This window comes from Variovorax sp. LjRoot130 (assembly GCF_964253755.1).
Classification (GTDB): Bacteria; Pseudomonadota; Gammaproteobacteria; order Burkholderiales; family Burkholderiaceae_C; genus Variovorax.
The window spans coordinates 17,739-33,038 of record NZ_CAXURM020000002.1 but is presented as its reverse complement, the minus strand read 5'-3'; the positions used below and the strand labels follow the sequence as shown (position 1 = coordinate 33,038).

The 15,300-nt window shown below is 67.2% G+C and carries 16 protein-coding genes, 1 pseudogene and 1 riboswitch; of the genes and pseudogenes, 1 reads left to right on the top strand and 16 read right to left on the bottom strand.

The window, feature by feature from the left end; translation table 11 throughout:
* Positions 1-2 precede the first annotated feature (2 nt).
* From ACSQ86_RS29805 to ACSQ86_RS29795, 3 genes are all read right to left on the bottom strand, one after another.
* Positions 3-1,631: an FAD-dependent oxidoreductase gene (locus tag ACSQ86_RS29805; RefSeq protein WP_436310340.1), complete on the bottom strand. Its 1,629-nt coding sequence runs from the start codon at positions 1,629-1,631 to the stop codon at positions 3-5.
* Between the two features lie 7 nt (positions 1,632-1,638).
* On the bottom strand, positions 1,639-2,619 hold the full coding sequence (locus ACSQ86_RS29800) for a Bug family tripartite tricarboxylate transporter substrate binding protein (protein ID WP_436307523.1): 981 nt from the start codon (positions 2,617-2,619) through the stop codon (positions 1,639-1,641).
* Between the two features lie 65 nt (positions 2,620-2,684).
* The gene (locus ACSQ86_RS29795; protein ID WP_436310339.1) at positions 2,685-2,987 is read right to left on the bottom strand and encodes a hypothetical protein; all 303 of its coding nucleotides are present in this window, start codon (positions 2,985-2,987) and stop codon (positions 2,685-2,687) included.
* Positions 2,988-3,152: 165 nt separating this feature from the next.
* On the opposite strand from ACSQ86_RS29795, the pseudogene ACSQ86_RS29790 reads away from it, so the two are divergent.
* A pseudogene (locus tag ACSQ86_RS29790) lies at positions 3,153-3,555 on the top strand (LysR substrate-binding domain-containing protein).
* 295 nt (positions 3,556-3,850) lie between these two features.
* Here ACSQ86_RS29790 and ACSQ86_RS29785 read toward each other — a convergent pair.
* The 13 genes from ACSQ86_RS29785 to ACSQ86_RS29725 all read right to left on the bottom strand — a co-directional run bounded on the left by ACSQ86_RS29785 (position 3,851) and on the right by ACSQ86_RS29725 (position 15,287).
* A complete protein-coding gene (locus ACSQ86_RS29785; RefSeq protein ID WP_436307527.1) occupies positions 3,851-4,033 on the bottom strand; it encodes an NAD(P)-binding domain-containing protein in 183 nt (60 codons plus the stop codon).
* Positions 4,030-4,797 carry an SDR family oxidoreductase gene (locus tag ACSQ86_RS29780; protein WP_436294275.1) on the bottom strand — a complete coding sequence of 256 codons (768 nt, stop codon included), beginning with the start codon at positions 4,795-4,797 and terminating at the stop codon, positions 4,030-4,032. The genes ACSQ86_RS29785 and ACSQ86_RS29780 overlap by 4 nt, the downstream gene beginning before the upstream one ends.
* Before the next feature lie 11 nt (positions 4,798-4,808).
* Positions 4,809-5,810 carry an ABC transporter substrate-binding protein gene (locus ACSQ86_RS29775; protein ID WP_436310338.1) on the bottom strand — a complete coding sequence of 334 codons (1,002 nt, stop codon included), beginning with the start codon at positions 5,808-5,810 and terminating at the stop codon, positions 4,809-4,811.
* Positions 5,811-5,821: 11 nt separating this feature from the next.
* On the bottom strand, positions 5,822-6,589 hold the full coding sequence (locus ACSQ86_RS29770; RefSeq protein ID WP_093110601.1) for an ABC transporter permease: 768 nt from the start codon (positions 6,587-6,589) through the stop codon (positions 5,822-5,824).
* A complete protein-coding gene (locus ACSQ86_RS29765) occupies positions 6,586-7,332 on the bottom strand; it encodes an ABC transporter ATP-binding protein (protein ID WP_093110599.1) in 747 nt (248 codons plus the stop codon). The genes ACSQ86_RS29770 and ACSQ86_RS29765 overlap by 4 nt, the downstream gene beginning before the upstream one ends.
* An 8-nt stretch (positions 7,333-7,340) precedes the next feature.
* Positions 7,341-8,810 (bottom strand): acyl-CoA reductase, encoded by a 1,470-nt coding sequence (locus tag ACSQ86_RS29760; RefSeq protein WP_436310337.1) that lies wholly within the window; start codon positions 8,808-8,810, stop codon positions 7,341-7,343.
* Complete coding sequence (locus ACSQ86_RS29755; RefSeq protein WP_436294279.1) at positions 8,807-9,925, bottom strand: long-chain fatty acid--CoA ligase; 1,119 nt, start codon at positions 9,923-9,925, stop codon at positions 8,807-8,809. Before ACSQ86_RS29755 ends, ACSQ86_RS29760 begins: the two co-directional genes overlap by 4 nt.
* Positions 9,926-10,081, bottom strand: a complete 156-nt coding sequence (locus ACSQ86_RS29750; RefSeq protein ID WP_436310336.1) for a hypothetical protein — start codon at positions 10,079-10,081, stop codon at positions 9,926-9,928.
* Between the two features lie 70 nt (positions 10,082-10,151).
* Positions 10,152-10,245: riboswitch (TPP riboswitch) on the bottom strand.
* Between the two features lie 379 nt (positions 10,246-10,624).
* Entirely contained in the window at positions 10,625-10,966 is a 342-nt protein-coding gene (locus ACSQ86_RS29745) for a hypothetical protein (protein WP_436310335.1), read from the bottom strand.
* Between the two features lie 162 nt (positions 10,967-11,128).
* Positions 11,129-11,314 carry a phytochelatin synthase family protein gene (locus ACSQ86_RS29740; RefSeq protein ID WP_436310879.1) on the bottom strand — a complete coding sequence of 62 codons (186 nt, stop codon included), beginning with the start codon at positions 11,312-11,314 and terminating at the stop codon, positions 11,129-11,131.
* Between the two features lie 207 nt (positions 11,315-11,521).
* Entirely contained in the window at positions 11,522-12,385 is an 864-nt protein-coding gene (locus ACSQ86_RS29735; RefSeq protein ID WP_436307532.1) for a hypothetical protein, read from the bottom strand.
* A 13-nt stretch (positions 12,386-12,398) separates the two neighbouring features.
* Positions 12,399-14,054 (bottom strand): amidohydrolase family protein, encoded by a 1,656-nt coding sequence (locus ACSQ86_RS29730; RefSeq protein WP_436307533.1) that lies wholly within the window; start codon positions 14,052-14,054, stop codon positions 12,399-12,401.
* Between the two features lie 3 nt (positions 14,055-14,057).
* Positions 14,058-15,287, bottom strand: a complete 1,230-nt coding sequence (locus tag ACSQ86_RS29725; RefSeq protein WP_436310334.1) for a hypothetical protein — start codon at positions 15,285-15,287, stop codon at positions 14,058-14,060.
* Positions 15,288-15,300 lie beyond the last annotated feature (13 nt).

Here is a 15,300-nt window from a genome sequence, read left to right as displayed (position 1 = left end):
CGTCAGCGCGCGGCGTGCTGGTAGCCCACTCTTTGGGTCGGCGTCAGCGCGCCGAAGCTCGGCCATGCAAGCAGCACGCCTTGCCGTTCCAGTGTGCGCTGGAAGTCGTCGAGGAGGACATCGTCGGCGCGCACAGTACGCGGCGATACCTTGCGCGCCTGAGAGAACGCAGCCAGCGTGCCCGCAGCTTCGCCAATGCTCCACTCGGTCGCGTGCTCGCGATAGGCGCCATTGGTGATGCGCGTGGTGCCGAGGTTCTTGCAGGCCGGCAGCAGATTCTCGACGCGCACCGGCAGCAGCGCCCCGAGGGGAATCTGGAACGGGAACGAATCGATGTCGACCGTGTTGCGACCGCGCGTGCTTGGATGCAGGTCGATGCGATAGGCGCCGATGCCTACGCTGTCGGCAAAGCGCTCGGCGCCCGCCTTTCCCGGCCGTGCCGCAACGCCGATATGCTGTTCCAGCACCGTGAACTCGGCCTGAATGCGCCGCCCTTCTCGGTAGTAGGCCTGCTTGGCCAGTCCGTCGGTTGTGCCGAGCACGTCGCCTCGCAGCCGCAAGCCTGCATATCCCTGGCCGCCGTCATGGCGTGGTGCGTCGGTCTGCATCCAGTAGAAGAAAGCCAGGCTGAGCTGCCGAGCCTCTTCCAGTGCAGCCGCCTGCAAGGCCGGCGCGACGCCGACGATCGGCTTCTCCCAGTAGTCCATCTGCGGCCAGTTGGCCAGCGTGATGTCGCTGGCATAGCTGCCTGGCGTGAAATGCTGGCGGTATGCGATGCGCCGTGCGTGCCACAGGTCATAGAGGGAATCTGTATCGGTCGGCCCCACGAACAGCGGACGCTCGCGCGGCTGGTGCGTCACGAAGTCGCTCAGGGTCCAGCTCAGCTGCGGGCCAGGCCAGCAGTCGAGCTGCAAGGTCTTCAGGCGCTCGTAGCCGACGGGTTTGTCGATGGTGTGGTCTTCATTCGGCAGGTAGTCCGCGGCCAGGCACCAGGTGATGGCCTGCTGGTCGAATGGGTCCGCCTCGGGCAGCGCGTGCAGCTCGTTCGTCTGCGACTGCGCCTCGGCGCCGAACACATGCTCCACGCCGGCCATCTCGAGCAGATCACCGATCTCCGTGGCGTCGATGAAGAGCGGTGCGGTCAACACACGGCCAACGTCGGCTTCCAGGTCGCGTACATGCACTGCGCAGATGCGGTCGCCATCGGTTTCCACCTTCAGCGTGCGGTGCTTGCGCAGCACCGACACACGGCCGGCGGCGATGTGCGGCGCCAGCAGCTCGTCGATCGCCTTCACCGCGACCCATGGTTCATGGCACAACGAACTGACGTTGCCTTGCCCGGGGTTCAGGCGCACGCGCGCGCGCGCTGCGTCCGTGAGGGGCATGTGATGCCGGTAATACGCGCGGATCGTTTCGCGAAAAGTGGCGTAACTCTGCGACGCCGTCAGGTATTCGATCCAGGGGTACTCGTCGGGCGGCACGGCCTGGGACGTCAACTGACCGCCGAGCCAGTCGAGCTCCTCGACCAGCACGACGCTCGCGCCGAGCCGCGCGGCCGCCAGCGTCGCGGCCACCCCGCCCAGCCCGCCGCCGATGACGACGACGTCTGCTGTATGTTCAGCGCCGGTCATGCGCGGCTTACTCTGCCTTGATGCCGAGCTTGCGGATCGCGTCACCGTAGCGCTTCGTTTCGCTTTCGATCAGCTTGCCAAATTCCGCCGGACTGCCGGAAGCGGCCTCGACGCCCAGGCTCTCGAGTTTCTGCCTGGTGTCCGGATCGCTCAGTACGGCGTTGACTTCCTTGTTCAGCCGCGCAATCACCGCCGGCGGCGTGCCGGCCGGCGCCAGGATGCCGAACCAGCCAGTGACTTCGAAACCGGGCAAGCCCTGCTCGGCAACCGTTGGCACGTCGGGCAGCACGCTCGATCGCGTCCTGGTTGTCACCGCCAGGGGCCGCAGCTTGCCCGACTTGATGTGCGGCAGCGCGCTCGAAGGGATGTCGAAGCCGACATCGACCTCGCCCGACAGCAGTGCTGTGAGCGCCGGGCCAGAGCCCTTGTACGGCACCATGACCATGTCGATCTTCGTCTCGCTCTTCAGGAACTCGGCCGCGAGGCTGGTGGTGGTGGCGCCGCCGCCGCCCGCCGCATAGTTGAGCTTGCCGGGACTCTTGCGCGCCGCATCGACAACGTCTTTCATTTGCTTGTACGGCGTCGACGCCGGAGCGACGATGACGACCGGCGAGGCGCCCACCTTCGCCACAGGGTCGAAGCTCTTTTGCGTGTCATAGCTCAGCTTGGGATACAGGGCGCTGCTGCCGGCATGGCCGCTGGTCACCATCAGCAATGTGTAGCCGTCGGGTTTCGCTGCGGCAACCGCGGCGGTTGCGATCGTGGCGCCGGCACCCGGCCTGTTGTCGACAATGACGGTCTGGCCCAGCGGGCCGCCCAGCTTTTGCGCCATCAGGCGCGCCAGGATGTCGGCCGAGCCGCCGGGTGCGAAGCCGACGACCAGGGACACAGGCTTCGCGGGATAGTCTTGCGCGTGCGCGGTGCACAGGAGGAGCGTGGCGCCGGCAACGAGAAGGCCTTTCAACAAGGGGCAGATGACTTGGTTCATGTCTTGTCTCTTTCTAGGGAAGGATGGGCACGGTGGCGCCGGACTGCAGCGACGATCGCGCAAGTTCAGCGACGCTCTGCAGCTGGAAAAAATCGAGGTACGCCGGAAGCTGATGGTCGAGCATCGGTCGTCGCGGGGTGGATTGGCAGGCCTCGCTCTACCGAGCGCCTGAGGAGCTCCGTGGTGGCCGGCTCCATGATCACATCGACCACCAATGTGCCCGGGGCGAGCGAAGCCGGGTCGATCGGGAGTGCGTCGCTCACCTTCATTCCTAGAGGTGTCGCGTTGATCACGACATCGCACAACACGCCGGAGGTCGATCGCAGCGGCTCGTCTTGCAGATGGGTCGAGGGGAGCACCGCGTTCATCATCGAATGCTAAGGTTTGCGCTGAATGCGGTCGAATACCAATCTTGCCCAATGTCATAACGCCGTGTTATTCGCTCGTGTTTGCATCTTCGCCTGCTGCCGCTGCTTGGACGGCAACGACGCGCCACGCGCAGGCGCGCGCAAGGATGAGAACCGTTAGGCCGCATCTCAGGAAGGGACTACCCGGCTCGGGCACGCATCAGCGTTTCGTGGCAGCAACTGGCGGACCATCCGCTGGTCACGGTCCAACCGGGCTACGGCGTGCGCCGCAGCATCGACCAGGCAGCGGCGGCGGCCGGCGTGCAGTTGCAGTTCGCCCACGCAGTGTCCCTACTCGTACGCGCTGGCGATGACAGCCAGCGGGCTGGGCGTCTTGGTGCTCCCTGCGTCGATCCTCGCGCGCGAAGGCTACCCAACCCTGGTGGCGCACCGCCTGACGTGCCCGACGGTCGAGCGCAACACGTCCATCATCGTGAAACAGGGCCGTTCCCTGTCGCCGGCGGCCACGCGTTTCGTGAAACTGCTGACCGGCGAGTTCGGCTCGGGCCACTGTTCGTCGTTGGGCTGAACCTTCTTGACCATGGCAACCTCCTTCGACGAGCCGCAGTACGACGCGCTGAGCATCGGTGCGGCTCCCCAAAAATGCTCTTGCGGGAGAGCTTGCGTTGGACTACGAATCGCTTCATCAAGCTGGCGAGAAACCGGCGGGTGGTCCGACTTTGACTGGGTGGTACGTAGTTGGAAGCACGGTCCGCTACCTTGGTCGCGGTCGGCGCGTGGGAAGCCAGCGGACCGGTCGTGCAGAGCCGACGTGCGCGCTGCCTTGGCCGAATTGGCGTGTCAGAAGGTCGCCAAGTCGTGCGTCACGCGCCGGGACCTTCGGCGATCGTCCGTTCTGGAGCCTCGGCCACCAGTTGGCCGAGCAGTGCGTCGACGCGCAGATCGTCGAGTTCGAACACGCTCACTTGATGACCGGCCCGACTCAGCTGCCACGCGAGCAGCTGACCCAGCAGGCCGGCGCCGGCGATGCCGATGGAACTCTTCATTTCATCACCAGGCCGCCATCGACGAACAGCACCTGGCCCGTCATGAAGCGGCTCCATTCGGAAGCGAGAAACAGCACCGGGCCGGCAACGTCCTCGGGCCGCGCGATTCGTCGCAGCGGGGTTGCGGCGATCAGCGACTCACGAAATTCTTCCCGGGTCGCGCTGCTGGCCTGCGTCGGGTAGACCAGGCCAGGGGCGACGCAGTTGACACGGATGCCGAGCGGCCCCAGTTCGGCGGCCAGGTTGCGGCTGAAGCCGACCAGCGCCGACTTGGCGGTCGTGTAGTCGTGGTACGGAATCACCGGCCGCTCGACCAGGTCGCTGACGATGTTGACGATGCTGCCCTGAGTGCGGTGCCTGAAGTGCGGCAGCACGGCCCTGCAGACGTTGTATGCGCCGCCGACGGCGCCATCGAACTGCGCCTGGTAATCCTGCCACGCCATGTCGCCGAACAAGGTGCGGCGCTGCGGGTCGAATGAATACGGCCGGAAGGCGTTGTTGACCACCACGTCGATGCGGCCCGCTGCATCCAGGGCCTGTTCCACCATGGCCTGCACGGCCGCGCCCGAATTGACGTCGGCCTTCACAGCCCAGGCGTCGCCACCGGCCGCCTTGCAATTTGCGACCACATCGGCGGCTGCGGCGTCGTTGCTCAGGTGGTTGACCACCACCGTCGCGCCTTCGCTTGCGAAGGCCTGCGCAATGGCGGCGCCGATGCCACGGCTCGCACCTGTGACCAGCACCACCTTGCCATCGAACTTCATGGTGTCAACCTTCATCGCGCCGGCAGCAGTTCCGTGCTGACCACGTCAGAGACCTTGATGTCGTGCCCGATCAGGCCCAGCTTGCGGTAGGCGTCCGCGGCCTTTTGCAGCGACTCCAGGTCGAAGGCACCAAGACCGTTTTTCCCGGTGGTGGCCGACACGGAGGCGGCATTGCGCAGGCGGATCACTTCCAGGTTGGTGGGGCGGTCGGTACCGTCGATGGCGTGTTTCACCGCCAGGCCGGCCGCCTCGTCGGGGTTCGCGATCATCCACGCCGCGCTCTCGCGATAGGCTTTCAGGAACCGCTTCAGCAATGGCTTCTTCTGCTGGTAGACCTGTTCCCGCACCACGAACAGGTCGCTCGACACGTTCAAGTAGTTGCGCACCTCCATCACGTTGACGTCGCCCAGCCCCTTACGCTTGCCCACCAGCAAGCCGGTGTCGGTGGCAGCAGTCGCATCGACCTGGCCTTGCAGCAGCGGCGCGAAGTTCAACAGCCCGGTGACGACGATGGTGACGTCGGATTCGGACAGGCCGGCCTGGTGCAGCAGCACCAGCAGGTTCTGGCGGGTGCCGCTGGACAGGCTGTAGACACCGATCTTCTTGCCCTTTAGGTCGGCCGGGCTGGTGATGTTGGCGGACTTGAGCGAGACCACGTTGAAGACGTTCTGTGGGTAGATGTCGTAGATCGCCCGCAGCTTCTCGCCCTTGTCGAGGGCCGAAAAGAACGCACCCGGATCGGTGAAGGCCACGTCCGCCTGTCCCGTGAGGATGTTGCGGATCGCGTCGCCCCCGCCGGCGCCCGACACGTAGGCCAGATCGATCCCGTTGGCCTTGAAGATGCCCTTGTCGGGCTCGACCAGCAGGTGCGTGATCTCGGTGATCGGCTTGCTCCAGCCGGCCACAGTGATCTTCTCCAGCGTGTCGGCAGCGTTCGCCCCGCCTGCGGCTACCAAGGTGAAAAGCGCACCGGTTGCCAGCAGCGCGGAACGGCGTGCGATGGGTTTGTGCATGGACGTTTCCTTCATGAGATTCGGGTGTAGGGCAGCAGCAGTCGTTTCTCGACCGCGAGCGTGACTTGGTACAGCAGCAGGCCGAGCGCGGCGATGACAACCAGCACCGCGAACATCAGCGGCGTGTCCATCATTCCCTGCGAGGCGATGATCAGCGCGCCGAGCCCCTGGCTGGCGCCGATGAACTCCCCGACGACCGCCCCGACCAGCGCGAGCACCACCGCCACCCGCAGGCCCGCCAGGATGCCGGGCAGGCCGGAAGGCAGCTTCAGGCGCAGCAGTGTCTGACGCCGCGTGGCGCCTAGCATCCGAAACAGCTCGAGCCGTTGCGGGTCGACCTGCTGCAGGCTGGTCACGGTGTTTTCCATCAGGGGGAAAAAGCAGATCAGCGCCGTGATCACCACCGTCGACGTCATGCCGAAGCCGAACCACACGATGAAGAGCGGCGCCAGCGCCAGTTTGGGGATGACCTGGCTGATCACGATGTAAGGCTTCAGCACGCGTTGCAGCAGCGCCGACTCGGCCATCGCCACGCCGCTGATGAAACCAATCAAGCAGCCGGTGAACAGCCCGAGCACCAGCTCGAGGCCCGTCGTGCGGATGTGGGGCCACAGGTAGCCGGTGGACAGGCCCATCCAGAGCGACTTCATCACCGCCGAAGGCGCCGGCAGGACCAGGGCCGAAACGCCGGAGCCGCGCGACGCCAGCTCCCATCCCGCGAGCAAAGCGAGCAGAAGCGCCCAGGAGCAGAACTGCGTGCGCGCGGAGGTCAGCTTCATACCGTCGCCATGTCCATCGCGTCGCGCACTTGCGCGCAGTGCAGGTTGAAGGCCGCGCCGTACCGCATTGCCGGCGCGCGCGGTTTGCTCACCTCGACGCGGACGTCCTGCACGATCCGGCCGCTGTCCATCACCGCGACCCGGTCGCCCAGATACACCGCCTCGGAGATGTCGTGCGTCACGAACAGGACGGTGGTGCGGCGCAGGCGACACATGTGCAGCAGGTCGTCCTGCAGCTCGCCGCGAGTGATCGCGTCCAGCGCGGCGAAGGGTTCGTCCAGCAACAGCAACGCCGGCTCCAGGATCAGTGCGCGCGCCAGGGCCGCGCGGCTTTGCTGGCCGCCCGACAACTGCCGGGGGTAGTGCTGCGCATGGGCCGACAGACCGAGCAGCGCCAGCAACTGCTGCGCCTTGTCGATCTCCCGGGCGGTTGGCTTGTGTTGCAGCGACACCGGCAGCAGGACGTTGTCGATCACGCGATGCCACTCGAGCAGGGTGGGCGACTGGAACACGAAGCCGAGCTGCGGTCCGGGCGCAACCACCTCCCTGCCCTGCAACCGGATGCTGCCCGTTTGGGGATGCAGCAGGCCCGCGGCGAGCTTGAGCAAGGTCGTCTTGCCGCAGCCGCTGCGCCCGACCAGGCAATGGAACTCGCCTTCCGCGATGCGCCAGTCGACGCTGCGCACCACCGGCGGCCAGCCGGGGTAGGTGAAGCCCACCTTGTCGATGTCGAGGAAGCTCACGAGCGCTCCTAGTCCGCGTACGGCGCCAGCTTGTCGGCCGCAAGTTCTGCCGACTGCTCGATCTCGACCATCCGCACCAGGTCCAGCAGGTTGAACCGGCCGTCGTGATGCCAGCCCGCCTCCGGCGAGGTCATCGAGCCGATGGCGGTGATGCGGGTCACGCCGGCTGCTCCCAGCAACTCCGACAGCCGGAACAGTTCAGCCGGTGCTGCCGCCACGCCCGCCGTTTGCAGGAAGGGGGGGTGCGCTTCCACTTGCGCGATCACCTGTTCCAGCGAGTCGACCGCGACGACTTGGAGACTCCGGTTCAGCGCCGTGGGGGCCAAGGCCCGTGCTTCATCGGCGTAAGCGACGCCAAAGGCCGCGCCGTCCTCGCCGATCAGCTCGCTGACAAACTCGCCGCCCGCCGACATCGACTGCAGCTCGATGGCTTGCCTCCACCCGGCCACGGCGGCTGAATCCTCCAGCGCCAGGGCCCGGCGCGGGAAACGGTTCTGCAGGTTGGCGAGCTCGCTGGCGAGGTACTGCGCGAATTCGCGCGGCGACACCTTGCCGCCGCGTTCCACGTAGAAGACATGGGGCGAATAGCAGCCCTGCTGGTCGTAGCGCATCACGTCCCAGGCGGCCAGTCGTGCCGTCGCCGGCGCGCGCAGAGTGTCGAGGGCCGCGGCGCTCACCAGGCCGAAGCCCAGCTTGTGGCCGTACGGCAGAAAGCGCGTCGTGACCGGCAGCCGACGGCGGATCTCTGCCAGCGAATCGTTGGCGCCGTAGGCGAGCACCGTGTCCGCCTCGGCGTAGAGGGCCGACGCCTGTTCCTCCTCGCCGCCTTTCCACCACACCACGGCCAGGCAATCGGCCAGCGGCGGGTGGACCTCGGCCAGCAGCCGAGCGAACAGGCCCGCGAACAGCGGCTCCGCGCTTGGCAGCTTGCCGATGTTGCCGGCCTTCACCAGCAATCCGCAGACCAGGCTCCACAGCGGCAGGGCCGGAACGTTGCCGGCCCAGCTGTGAACCAGCAGATCCGGCCCGAACGCCCTGGCCGCGCCGCCCTTGGGTCGCGGCTGGAACTCGTCCAGCACTTTGGGATTGGCGAAGTCTTCGGCGACGAAGCGGTGCAGTTGCGGCTCGCGAAAGGTCTTGAAGAAAGCCGTGAGTCCCAGGCGAACCATATCGGCGTCGTAGCCGCTGACGATCGGCAGCAGCCGGTCGGCCTGTATGCGGTAGGCGTCGGCCGGGTCGAGCAGGCGGGCGATCGCGCGATCCACCACGGCCACGATCTCCGACACGGTCATCGTCTTCAGATGGAGGCGGCTGGCCTGCTTGACCCGCAAGGCGAGCGCGGTCATCTGTTGCGGGCTCAACACGGGCACGGCGACTTCGAGCCGCGTGGCGCCCGATTCGAAGACCAGAGGCTGCCACTGCACTTCCGCCGGCGCCAGGCCAGGCAAGTAACCGGCAGCCGCGTGCAGCGTCGTCATGCCGCTGCCGCCCGGATGAATTCCTCCACCGCCAGCGAGCAGCCCTTGGCCTGCGCGCCCTCGGCGCGACCGAGCAGCAGGAACCCTCCGTCGGCTGCCAGGCCCACGTCCTCGGTCAGGATGGTGGTCACGGAATTGAAGTTGGCAAGGTCGCAATGGACCAAGATACCGCGTTCGCCACGCGCGACTTCGCGGCTCGTGAGCGGGTCGACCAGGCGGGAGCGGATCCAGTGCGGCCCCGACTTCACCGACGGCACGGTAGCATTGCCCGCGTCGTAGAATTGCGTGCTCAGCTCGGTCATGCCATACATGTTGATGCACTGCGATCGTTCGATGCCGAGCCGGGCGGATAGCTCCGCATAGAAGGCGTCGAGTGGCAATTCGCGCGACTGTCCCTTGTAGCCACCCGTGTCCAGGACCCGGCTGCCCGCCGGCAGGCGGAAAGATTTTCCACGCTGCTTGAGCTCGTCGATCAGGTGCACGAAGCTGTAGCTGGCGCCGAGCAGGGCGTAGGGCAAGCCGTGGCGTTCAGCGTCCGCCAGCGCATCGCACAGGCCGGGACTGTCCAGTCCCTGCGGGCTCACGAAGTAACGACTCTCCTCGGTGCCGAATTCACTCAGAGCGAGCGCAAGGTAGTGGGCCAGCGAGGAATTGGGCAGCACGGTTTCGGTGGGGAACAGGATCCCCAAGCGCATCCGGCCGCTGCCGTGCATGAACCGACTCGAGAAGTTGCGGATCATCGACCGGTCGTAGACCGCCAGCGTCGGATGATGATGACGGCCCTTCACCTCGCTGCGGGTCGTGCCGCTGGTCATGAAGACACGGTCCGTTGCGGCCGGCGGCTCGCACCGTAGGTCCAGCTCCTTGAAGGCGTCGATCGGCACTGCCGGGATGTCGCTCCAGCGCTTCACATTGCGCAGGGTCGCGCCGCGCCGCTGGCAGAAGCGTCGGTACGCCTGATTGTTGCCGTACTGATGGGCGAACAGGCGTAACGCCAGCCGATCGAAGTCGTCGTCGGTGCACCCGTCCTGCTCGATGAAGGCGAGGACGTCAGCGACAATTTCGCCGGTTGCACTCGTGGCCCCGGCGGTGTTGTGTCCTGGATGGTTTGACATTCAATTCAGCGGCTGGAGCCGCCGCATCGCTTCGGGCGCGTGCCCATGGTTCAACGGTCCGCCGGAGCTGGCGATAGACAGCACGCGCGGGTACCGGAAAGCATGGGACACAACACCCGCCGTGTGCGTGGGCCGCTCTGCAGAGGTGTTGTTCATGAGGACTCCTTCGTGACCGTCGAACGGATGCTCCGAAGGGCCACCTTGACCTAGGCAGGATTCGCCGATGGGTCAAGGTGAAAGCTCTTCTTCCGCCGGCATTAACCGGTTCAAGTTCGCGGGTTTGAATCTCAGCACTGTCGCGTGCACCCCGGAGCGCGATTGATTTTACATGTGCCCCACGCGTGCCGCTGCACGTGTCCATTGGGCGGCGCGCCGCCAGCCGCTCGCCCAGCTCCCGCACGAAGGCCGGCGTCGCACGGAACTGGCTCCTAGCTCTTCTTCCCGCCAAGCAGCAGAAGCGCGATCTCGGGGCCGTGCAACAGGGCGAGCTGCGCCGCAAAGCCACTGCCACGCTCGCCGAGGCGGCCTGGCGCTGCAACATCTTGCGCGAGCGCGACAGCTGCCTGGTGCAGCAAAGCGCGCCTCCGCACGACGAGGCGACGCTCGGCGTGACGGACGCGAAGATCGTGCGCGCCGAAGGCATCGCACTCGGGCCGGAGGCCAAACAGGCCGCTGTCGCGCTTGCTCTGGTCTACCCGGTCACGGCGCGGGGGGTGATCGGGGCAGGTACTCGGCCGCGTGCTCTTGCAGACCCACCAGCCAGTAGCGTGCGTCCGTTGCATCGCCGTGATAGGCGGCAGGCAGCCATGCGCCCCATCTGCCGTACTTGGCTTGAAGTTCATCAAGCGGCGGACATGTCACGTCACCGGCTCGCTCCTCGAGCGCTCGTGCCAGCACCGGGCGCCAAGTGGTGGGCAACTCGATGGTGGGCAGATAGGTCGCCGCCATCCTTGCGGCTGTGCGCGGCAGGTGCTCAGCCTCGGCGCGAAGCACACGCAGTACGGCGAACTCGTGCAGGGTTGGGGGTCTGGGCGAACTCATGGGCGTTATCCGGCAGGGTTGAGACACGAGCCCGGCCAACGATCAATGGAACTTCCGGACTGTACTCAAGGTAGAAGGTCCGCGCGTACGAACGCAGGCGAAATGGCGAACTACCCCGCATGCCTTTCACCAGAGTGGCTGTCGGCATCCAGACCCAGCCCGCTACAGCCGGGTTGACATCGAGCACGAGAAAGAGTCCGACGCAGCGTCACAGGCGCTGAGCGGCGAGATGTGGCCACCGCCCTTCTGGCCCACGGTCTTACGCCTAAAGTTCACGATCACGTGGTCGCCGCCGCGCGTGAGGTTGTCTGCCCAGGTCAGCGCGGATGGTCTGCTCGGAACGCGCATCGTCAACGACGTCAACTCTTGTGACGAGCGGCATGCGTGCGCAGCATTGCGTCAAACTGGCGCAACTGGTAGCCGAAGTCCCGAACCTGCTGCCCAAAGGGGCTGCGGCCAGCGGACCTTTCGGCCTTCCAACAAGACGGTGCGCCACGTCGGTTGTCACCCCCCGAAACTCGAGGACGCTGGCCCGAGGCTCTTGGTCCAGGCGCGCTACCAGGCGATCGGCGCCGCTCCGAAGGCCACGAGCTTCGCGTTGACCGCTGCGAACGGATTCGGCCCGTTGATGAAGCCTGGGGCCACCGGGTGCGGCAGCGCGACCTCGCCGGCCCGCGTTTCCCAGGTGCCCGCCTGGGTGGCAGCCAGCTTTACGCCTTCGTTGGCGAGCAGCTTTTGCGCAAGTTGGCCGAGGCAGAGGAAAACCACCTGTCCGCTCGTTCGCGTCGCCATCGATCGCAGCACCTGGCCGACCACTGGCCGCCAGAAGGGGATGTGGCCGCGCGTCTGCTCCGGCGCGCCGCCGGACTGGTAGCGCGTGATGGTGAGCCCGGCATTGAGGAAGAGCACGCCCTGCGTCTGCTGCAGCTTGTCGAAGAGGGCGCGCGGCGATTCGAGCGCGACGGCGGGCGTCGCGATGTGGCGAACGAAGGTGGTCCAGCTCATCTTCAGCACGGCCGGATCGGTGGTGCGCGCCGCGACCATCATGCGCAGCAGCACGCGCAGGCTGTTCGCGACCGACGCGGCGGGCAGACCCCAGGCGTCGATGTCACCCTGCTCGAAGGAGCGGCCGGTCGCGCGGCTCAGCGCGGGGTAGGGGTCCTGGCCGATCAGGACGCAGCGCACCTTCGCGGGCGTGAGGCCGTCGAAAGCGCGGAACACGTGGGCATCGGCGCGCGCGCCGGGCAGAGGCTTGTCGCGCCGCGACGGGTAGATGGGCTGCAGGTCGTCGTAGGTGAGCGCGCTGCCGACGGCAGTCGGGTTGGGGCCGGCGCCGGCGAGCACCGAGCGCCAGGCGGGCGTGAGGTCGTTGCGCCAGTTGATGGTGAAGTCGTTCAATGCGTCGCGCAGGAGGGCCATGGTGCGGCGGCGTTCACGACCAGAGGTCGCGCAGCCCCTCCTTGATCGTGTCTGGGACGTTCCTCTGCGTGTCCAGCGCGTCGAGGTAGCCGGGATCGTCGACGACGGTCAGCGCATCGATGGCGAGCGGCATGACGGCGGCCGAGAGCTTCTTCGTTTCCGCGAACACCGGCCGCATCGCCGCGGACCGCAGCGTGCGGCCGCCCGGCACGCGCACCGGCAGGTTGGCGCGCAGTTCGACGCCAGTGTCGAGGATCTCGTCGAGCGCCAGCCGCCAGGTGTTGGCGCCGGCGCGCGCCATCGCCATCGGCGAGATCGGCCGCGGGCGCTCGGCCCTGCGCGCGAGCGCGGGCAGACCACGCAGCGCGCGGGTCAGGCGATCGCCTGCGGCGGAGAGCGTGAGGTTCTGCGTCAGAGGATCTTCGGCCGGGTGCGCGAGGAACAGCATGTGGTTGGCGCCGCCGATCTTGAGCGTCTCGCCGGCAAAGCCCAGCTTGCGCATCAGCGCCGCGTCGCCGATGCGACCGACGCCGTTGATCATCACGAGCGCGAGGTCCGACTCCTTGGCGCGGATGAGTTGTTGGTAGGGGTCGCCCGCCGTGCCCTCGACCACGAGGAGATCGGCGCGCTTGCCCACCTCGATGGTGCCGACCACGCGGTCCCAGCCGAGCAGCCCGGCCGGCTCGCGCGTGACCATCGCGACCAGTTCGCGCGCCGTGAAGATCCCGCCATTGGCCTCGCTGAAAATGTGCGCGACCTTGAGCTCGTTGAGCAGGTTGCGGCTGCCCGAGGGCGCCCAGTCGCAGCCGAGCGAGATCGGCACGCCGGCCGCCTTGGCCGCGGCGATGTCGGCGGTGCGGCCGTACAGCAGCATGTTGCTGAAGGGCGACCACACCATGCTGCCGCCGTTGGCTGCGAGGACCTCGAAGTCCGGCGCCTGCAGCGCCGCCGCGTGGATGCCGCAGAGCGAGGGCGTGATCGCCCAGCTGGCGCCGCCGATCTGCAGCGACTGGAAGGCGCGGCGCGCGGTCGCGTCGGTGCCTTCGGAGAGGTGCAGCAGGTAGCAGCTCTTCTCCTTCTTCAGCCGCGTGAGAAAAGTCTGCGCGTCCTTGGCCGCCACGTCGGGCACGCGCGTCGAGGCCGCGGGCAGCGAGGCTTCGTCGTCGGTGGCCTCGACGTTGCGCACCACGCCGCGGAAGTAGCGCCGGATGCCCGACTGGTTCGCCAGCGTGATGCCCTGGCCGGTGGTGGTGCCGCCGACCAGCGCCTTGGCCTCGACGTAGCGGCAGATGGACGCCAGCAGCTCGGGCGTGGCCGCGAGCGTCTGCATCGGCGCGGAGATCTTGCTGTGATACTCGGCGTGGCGGCCCCACTGGCCGCGGTTGCTGAACTTCTTCGGCACCTGCCACAGCGGCAGCACGTTGTAGGGCATGTGGTTGTGCAGGTCGATGAAGCCGGGGTAGATCGTGCCCCCCGTGTCGCTCACCGCCGTGTTGCCGAAGCCCGCGGGCGCCGGCGCCGTCGCCTCCTGCACCGCGACGATGTCGCCGTTGTGCGTGTAGACGCGGCCGTTGGCAATCACCTTGGCGTTGCCGTTCATCGTGACGACGCGGCCTTCGAGCACGACCCTCGGGCTGTCCGCCGGATCGATGGGCTTCTTGGTGGCCATCGTTCAGTCGTCCCTGCCTGCGGGCTGGATGTTGATGCCGTGCGAGCGGTCGAGCCGCAGCGGAGCCGCGCCGATGGTGGCGCGCGCGCCGCCCTGCGGGCTCGACGACGGGCCTTCGGTCTGCGCCCAGTTCGCGATGCCGTTCTGCAGCTGCAGCGAGTAGTCGAGCGCGAGCGCGTTCGAATCGAAGGGCGTGCCCGACTTGATGTTGCGGAAGTACAGGCGCAGCGTCGCCGCCGTTGCGCCGGCCGGCGGTATCGCCGCGCGCGTCGGGCGCGAGAGGTTGGTCTGCACCTGTGCCGTCGAATGGCACGACAGACAGGACGAGCGCGGGTTGTCCACCGGCCCGTTGAGCCGTTTCTCGAAGCCCAGGTGCTGCGGGATCTGCAGGTCGGCGTTGATCTTGGTCTGCTGCAGCGCCTGGCCGCTCCCCACGCGGGTTGGGTCGTTGCCCCACATGAGGCCGACGGGCACCAGCTTGTCCCAGGGCGTCGCGCCGGGCGCGTTGCCGTCGTAGACGAAGGTGCCGAAGACCCAGCCCGTGGTCGAGGCCGCACGGCTATCGCGCACCGCCACGTCGACCTGCAGCAGGCGCAGCGTGGGCCGCGGGTTGGTGTTGCGGCTACGGTTGATGTCGGCCTGCCATTCCACCGAGCCCGCGAGGTAGGGCACCTGGCTCACCGGCGCCTCGGTGAAGATCAGCTTGACGCTGACGGCGCCCACCGGGAACTTCGCGACACTCGGGTTCGGTGCGTCCGGGTCCTTCCACACGCGCCCTAGCGTGTAGCCACCGCGCGGGTTGTAGACGCTGACGGCCCAGTTCTCGAAAGTGCCCGTCTGGGTCGGGGCCAGTTCGCCGGGGCGCGAACTACGCTCGCGCGTGAGTCCGCGCACGAACTCGCGGCCGGCCGCGCCGACGTGCATCCACGGGGCGTGGTACCAGCCGCGCGTCGTGTTGTTCTGCACCACGAAGTCGACCTGCTTGTTGCCCTCCAGCGCGTAGTCGAGCACCGCCTTGATGTACTCGTTGGGCTGGGTGCGGAAGTCGAAGCTCATCCACGGGCGCGAGCCGACGGCGGGCAGCGTCTGCGGGTAGTCCTGCTTCAGCTTGAAGACCGGCCCGGCCCAGCCCGCCGGCGGCGTGTCGCGGGCGTCGGGAAACTGGGCCGACGCTGTCGCGCAGCAGAGCGACGAGACCGCGACGAGTGCGGCCCAGGAGATGCGGAAAGTCAAGAGCGTGCTCCTT

Bases quoted from the DNA above. Each gene is read 5' to 3' on its own strand.
- ACSQ86_RS29805 (WP_436310340.1), bottom strand. From the start codon at position 1,631: ATGACCGGCGCTGAACATACAGCAGACGTCGTCGTCATCGGCGGCGGG.
- ACSQ86_RS29800 (WP_436307523.1), bottom strand. From the start codon at position 2,619: ATGAACCAAGTCATCTGCCCCTTGTTGAAAGGCCTTCTCGTTGCCGGC.
- ACSQ86_RS29795 (WP_436310339.1), bottom strand. From the start codon at position 2,987: ATGAACGCGGTGCTCCCCTCGACCCATCTGCAAGACGAGCCGCTGCGA.
- ACSQ86_RS29785 (WP_436307527.1), bottom strand. From the start codon at position 4,033: ATGAAGAGTTCCATCGGCATCGCCGGCGCCGGCCTGCTGGGTCAGCTG.
- ACSQ86_RS29780 (WP_436294275.1), bottom strand. From the start codon at position 4,797: ATGAAGTTCGATGGCAAGGTGGTGCTGGTCACAGGTGCGAGCCGTGGC.
- ACSQ86_RS29775 (WP_436310338.1), bottom strand. From the start codon at position 5,810: ATGCACAAACCCATCGCACGCCGTTCCGCGCTGCTGGCAACCGGTGCG.
- ACSQ86_RS29770 (WP_093110601.1), bottom strand. From the start codon at position 6,589: ATGAAGCTGACCTCCGCGCGCACGCAGTTCTGCTCCTGGGCGCTTCTG.
- ACSQ86_RS29760 (WP_436310337.1), bottom strand. From the start codon at position 8,810: ATGACGACGCTGCACGCGGCTGCCGGTTACTTGCCTGGCCTGGCGCCG.
- ACSQ86_RS29755 (WP_436294279.1), bottom strand. From the start codon at position 9,925: ATGTCAAACCATCCAGGACACAACACCGCCGGGGCCACGAGTGCAACC.
- ACSQ86_RS29750 (WP_436310336.1), bottom strand. From the start codon at position 10,081: ATGAACAACACCTCTGCAGAGCGGCCCACGCACACGGCGGGTGTTGTG.
- ACSQ86_RS29745 (WP_436310335.1), bottom strand. From the start codon at position 10,966: ATGAGTTCGCCCAGACCCCCAACCCTGCACGAGTTCGCCGTACTGCGT.
- ACSQ86_RS29740 (WP_436310879.1), bottom strand. From the start codon at position 11,314: ATGCGCGTTCCGAGCAGACCATCCGCGCTGACCTGGGCAGACAACCTC.
- ACSQ86_RS29735 (WP_436307532.1), bottom strand. From the start codon at position 12,385: ATGGCCCTCCTGCGCGACGCATTGAACGACTTCACCATCAACTGGCGC.
- ACSQ86_RS29730 (WP_436307533.1), bottom strand. From the start codon at position 14,054: ATGGCCACCAAGAAGCCCATCGATCCGGCGGACAGCCCGAGGGTCGTG.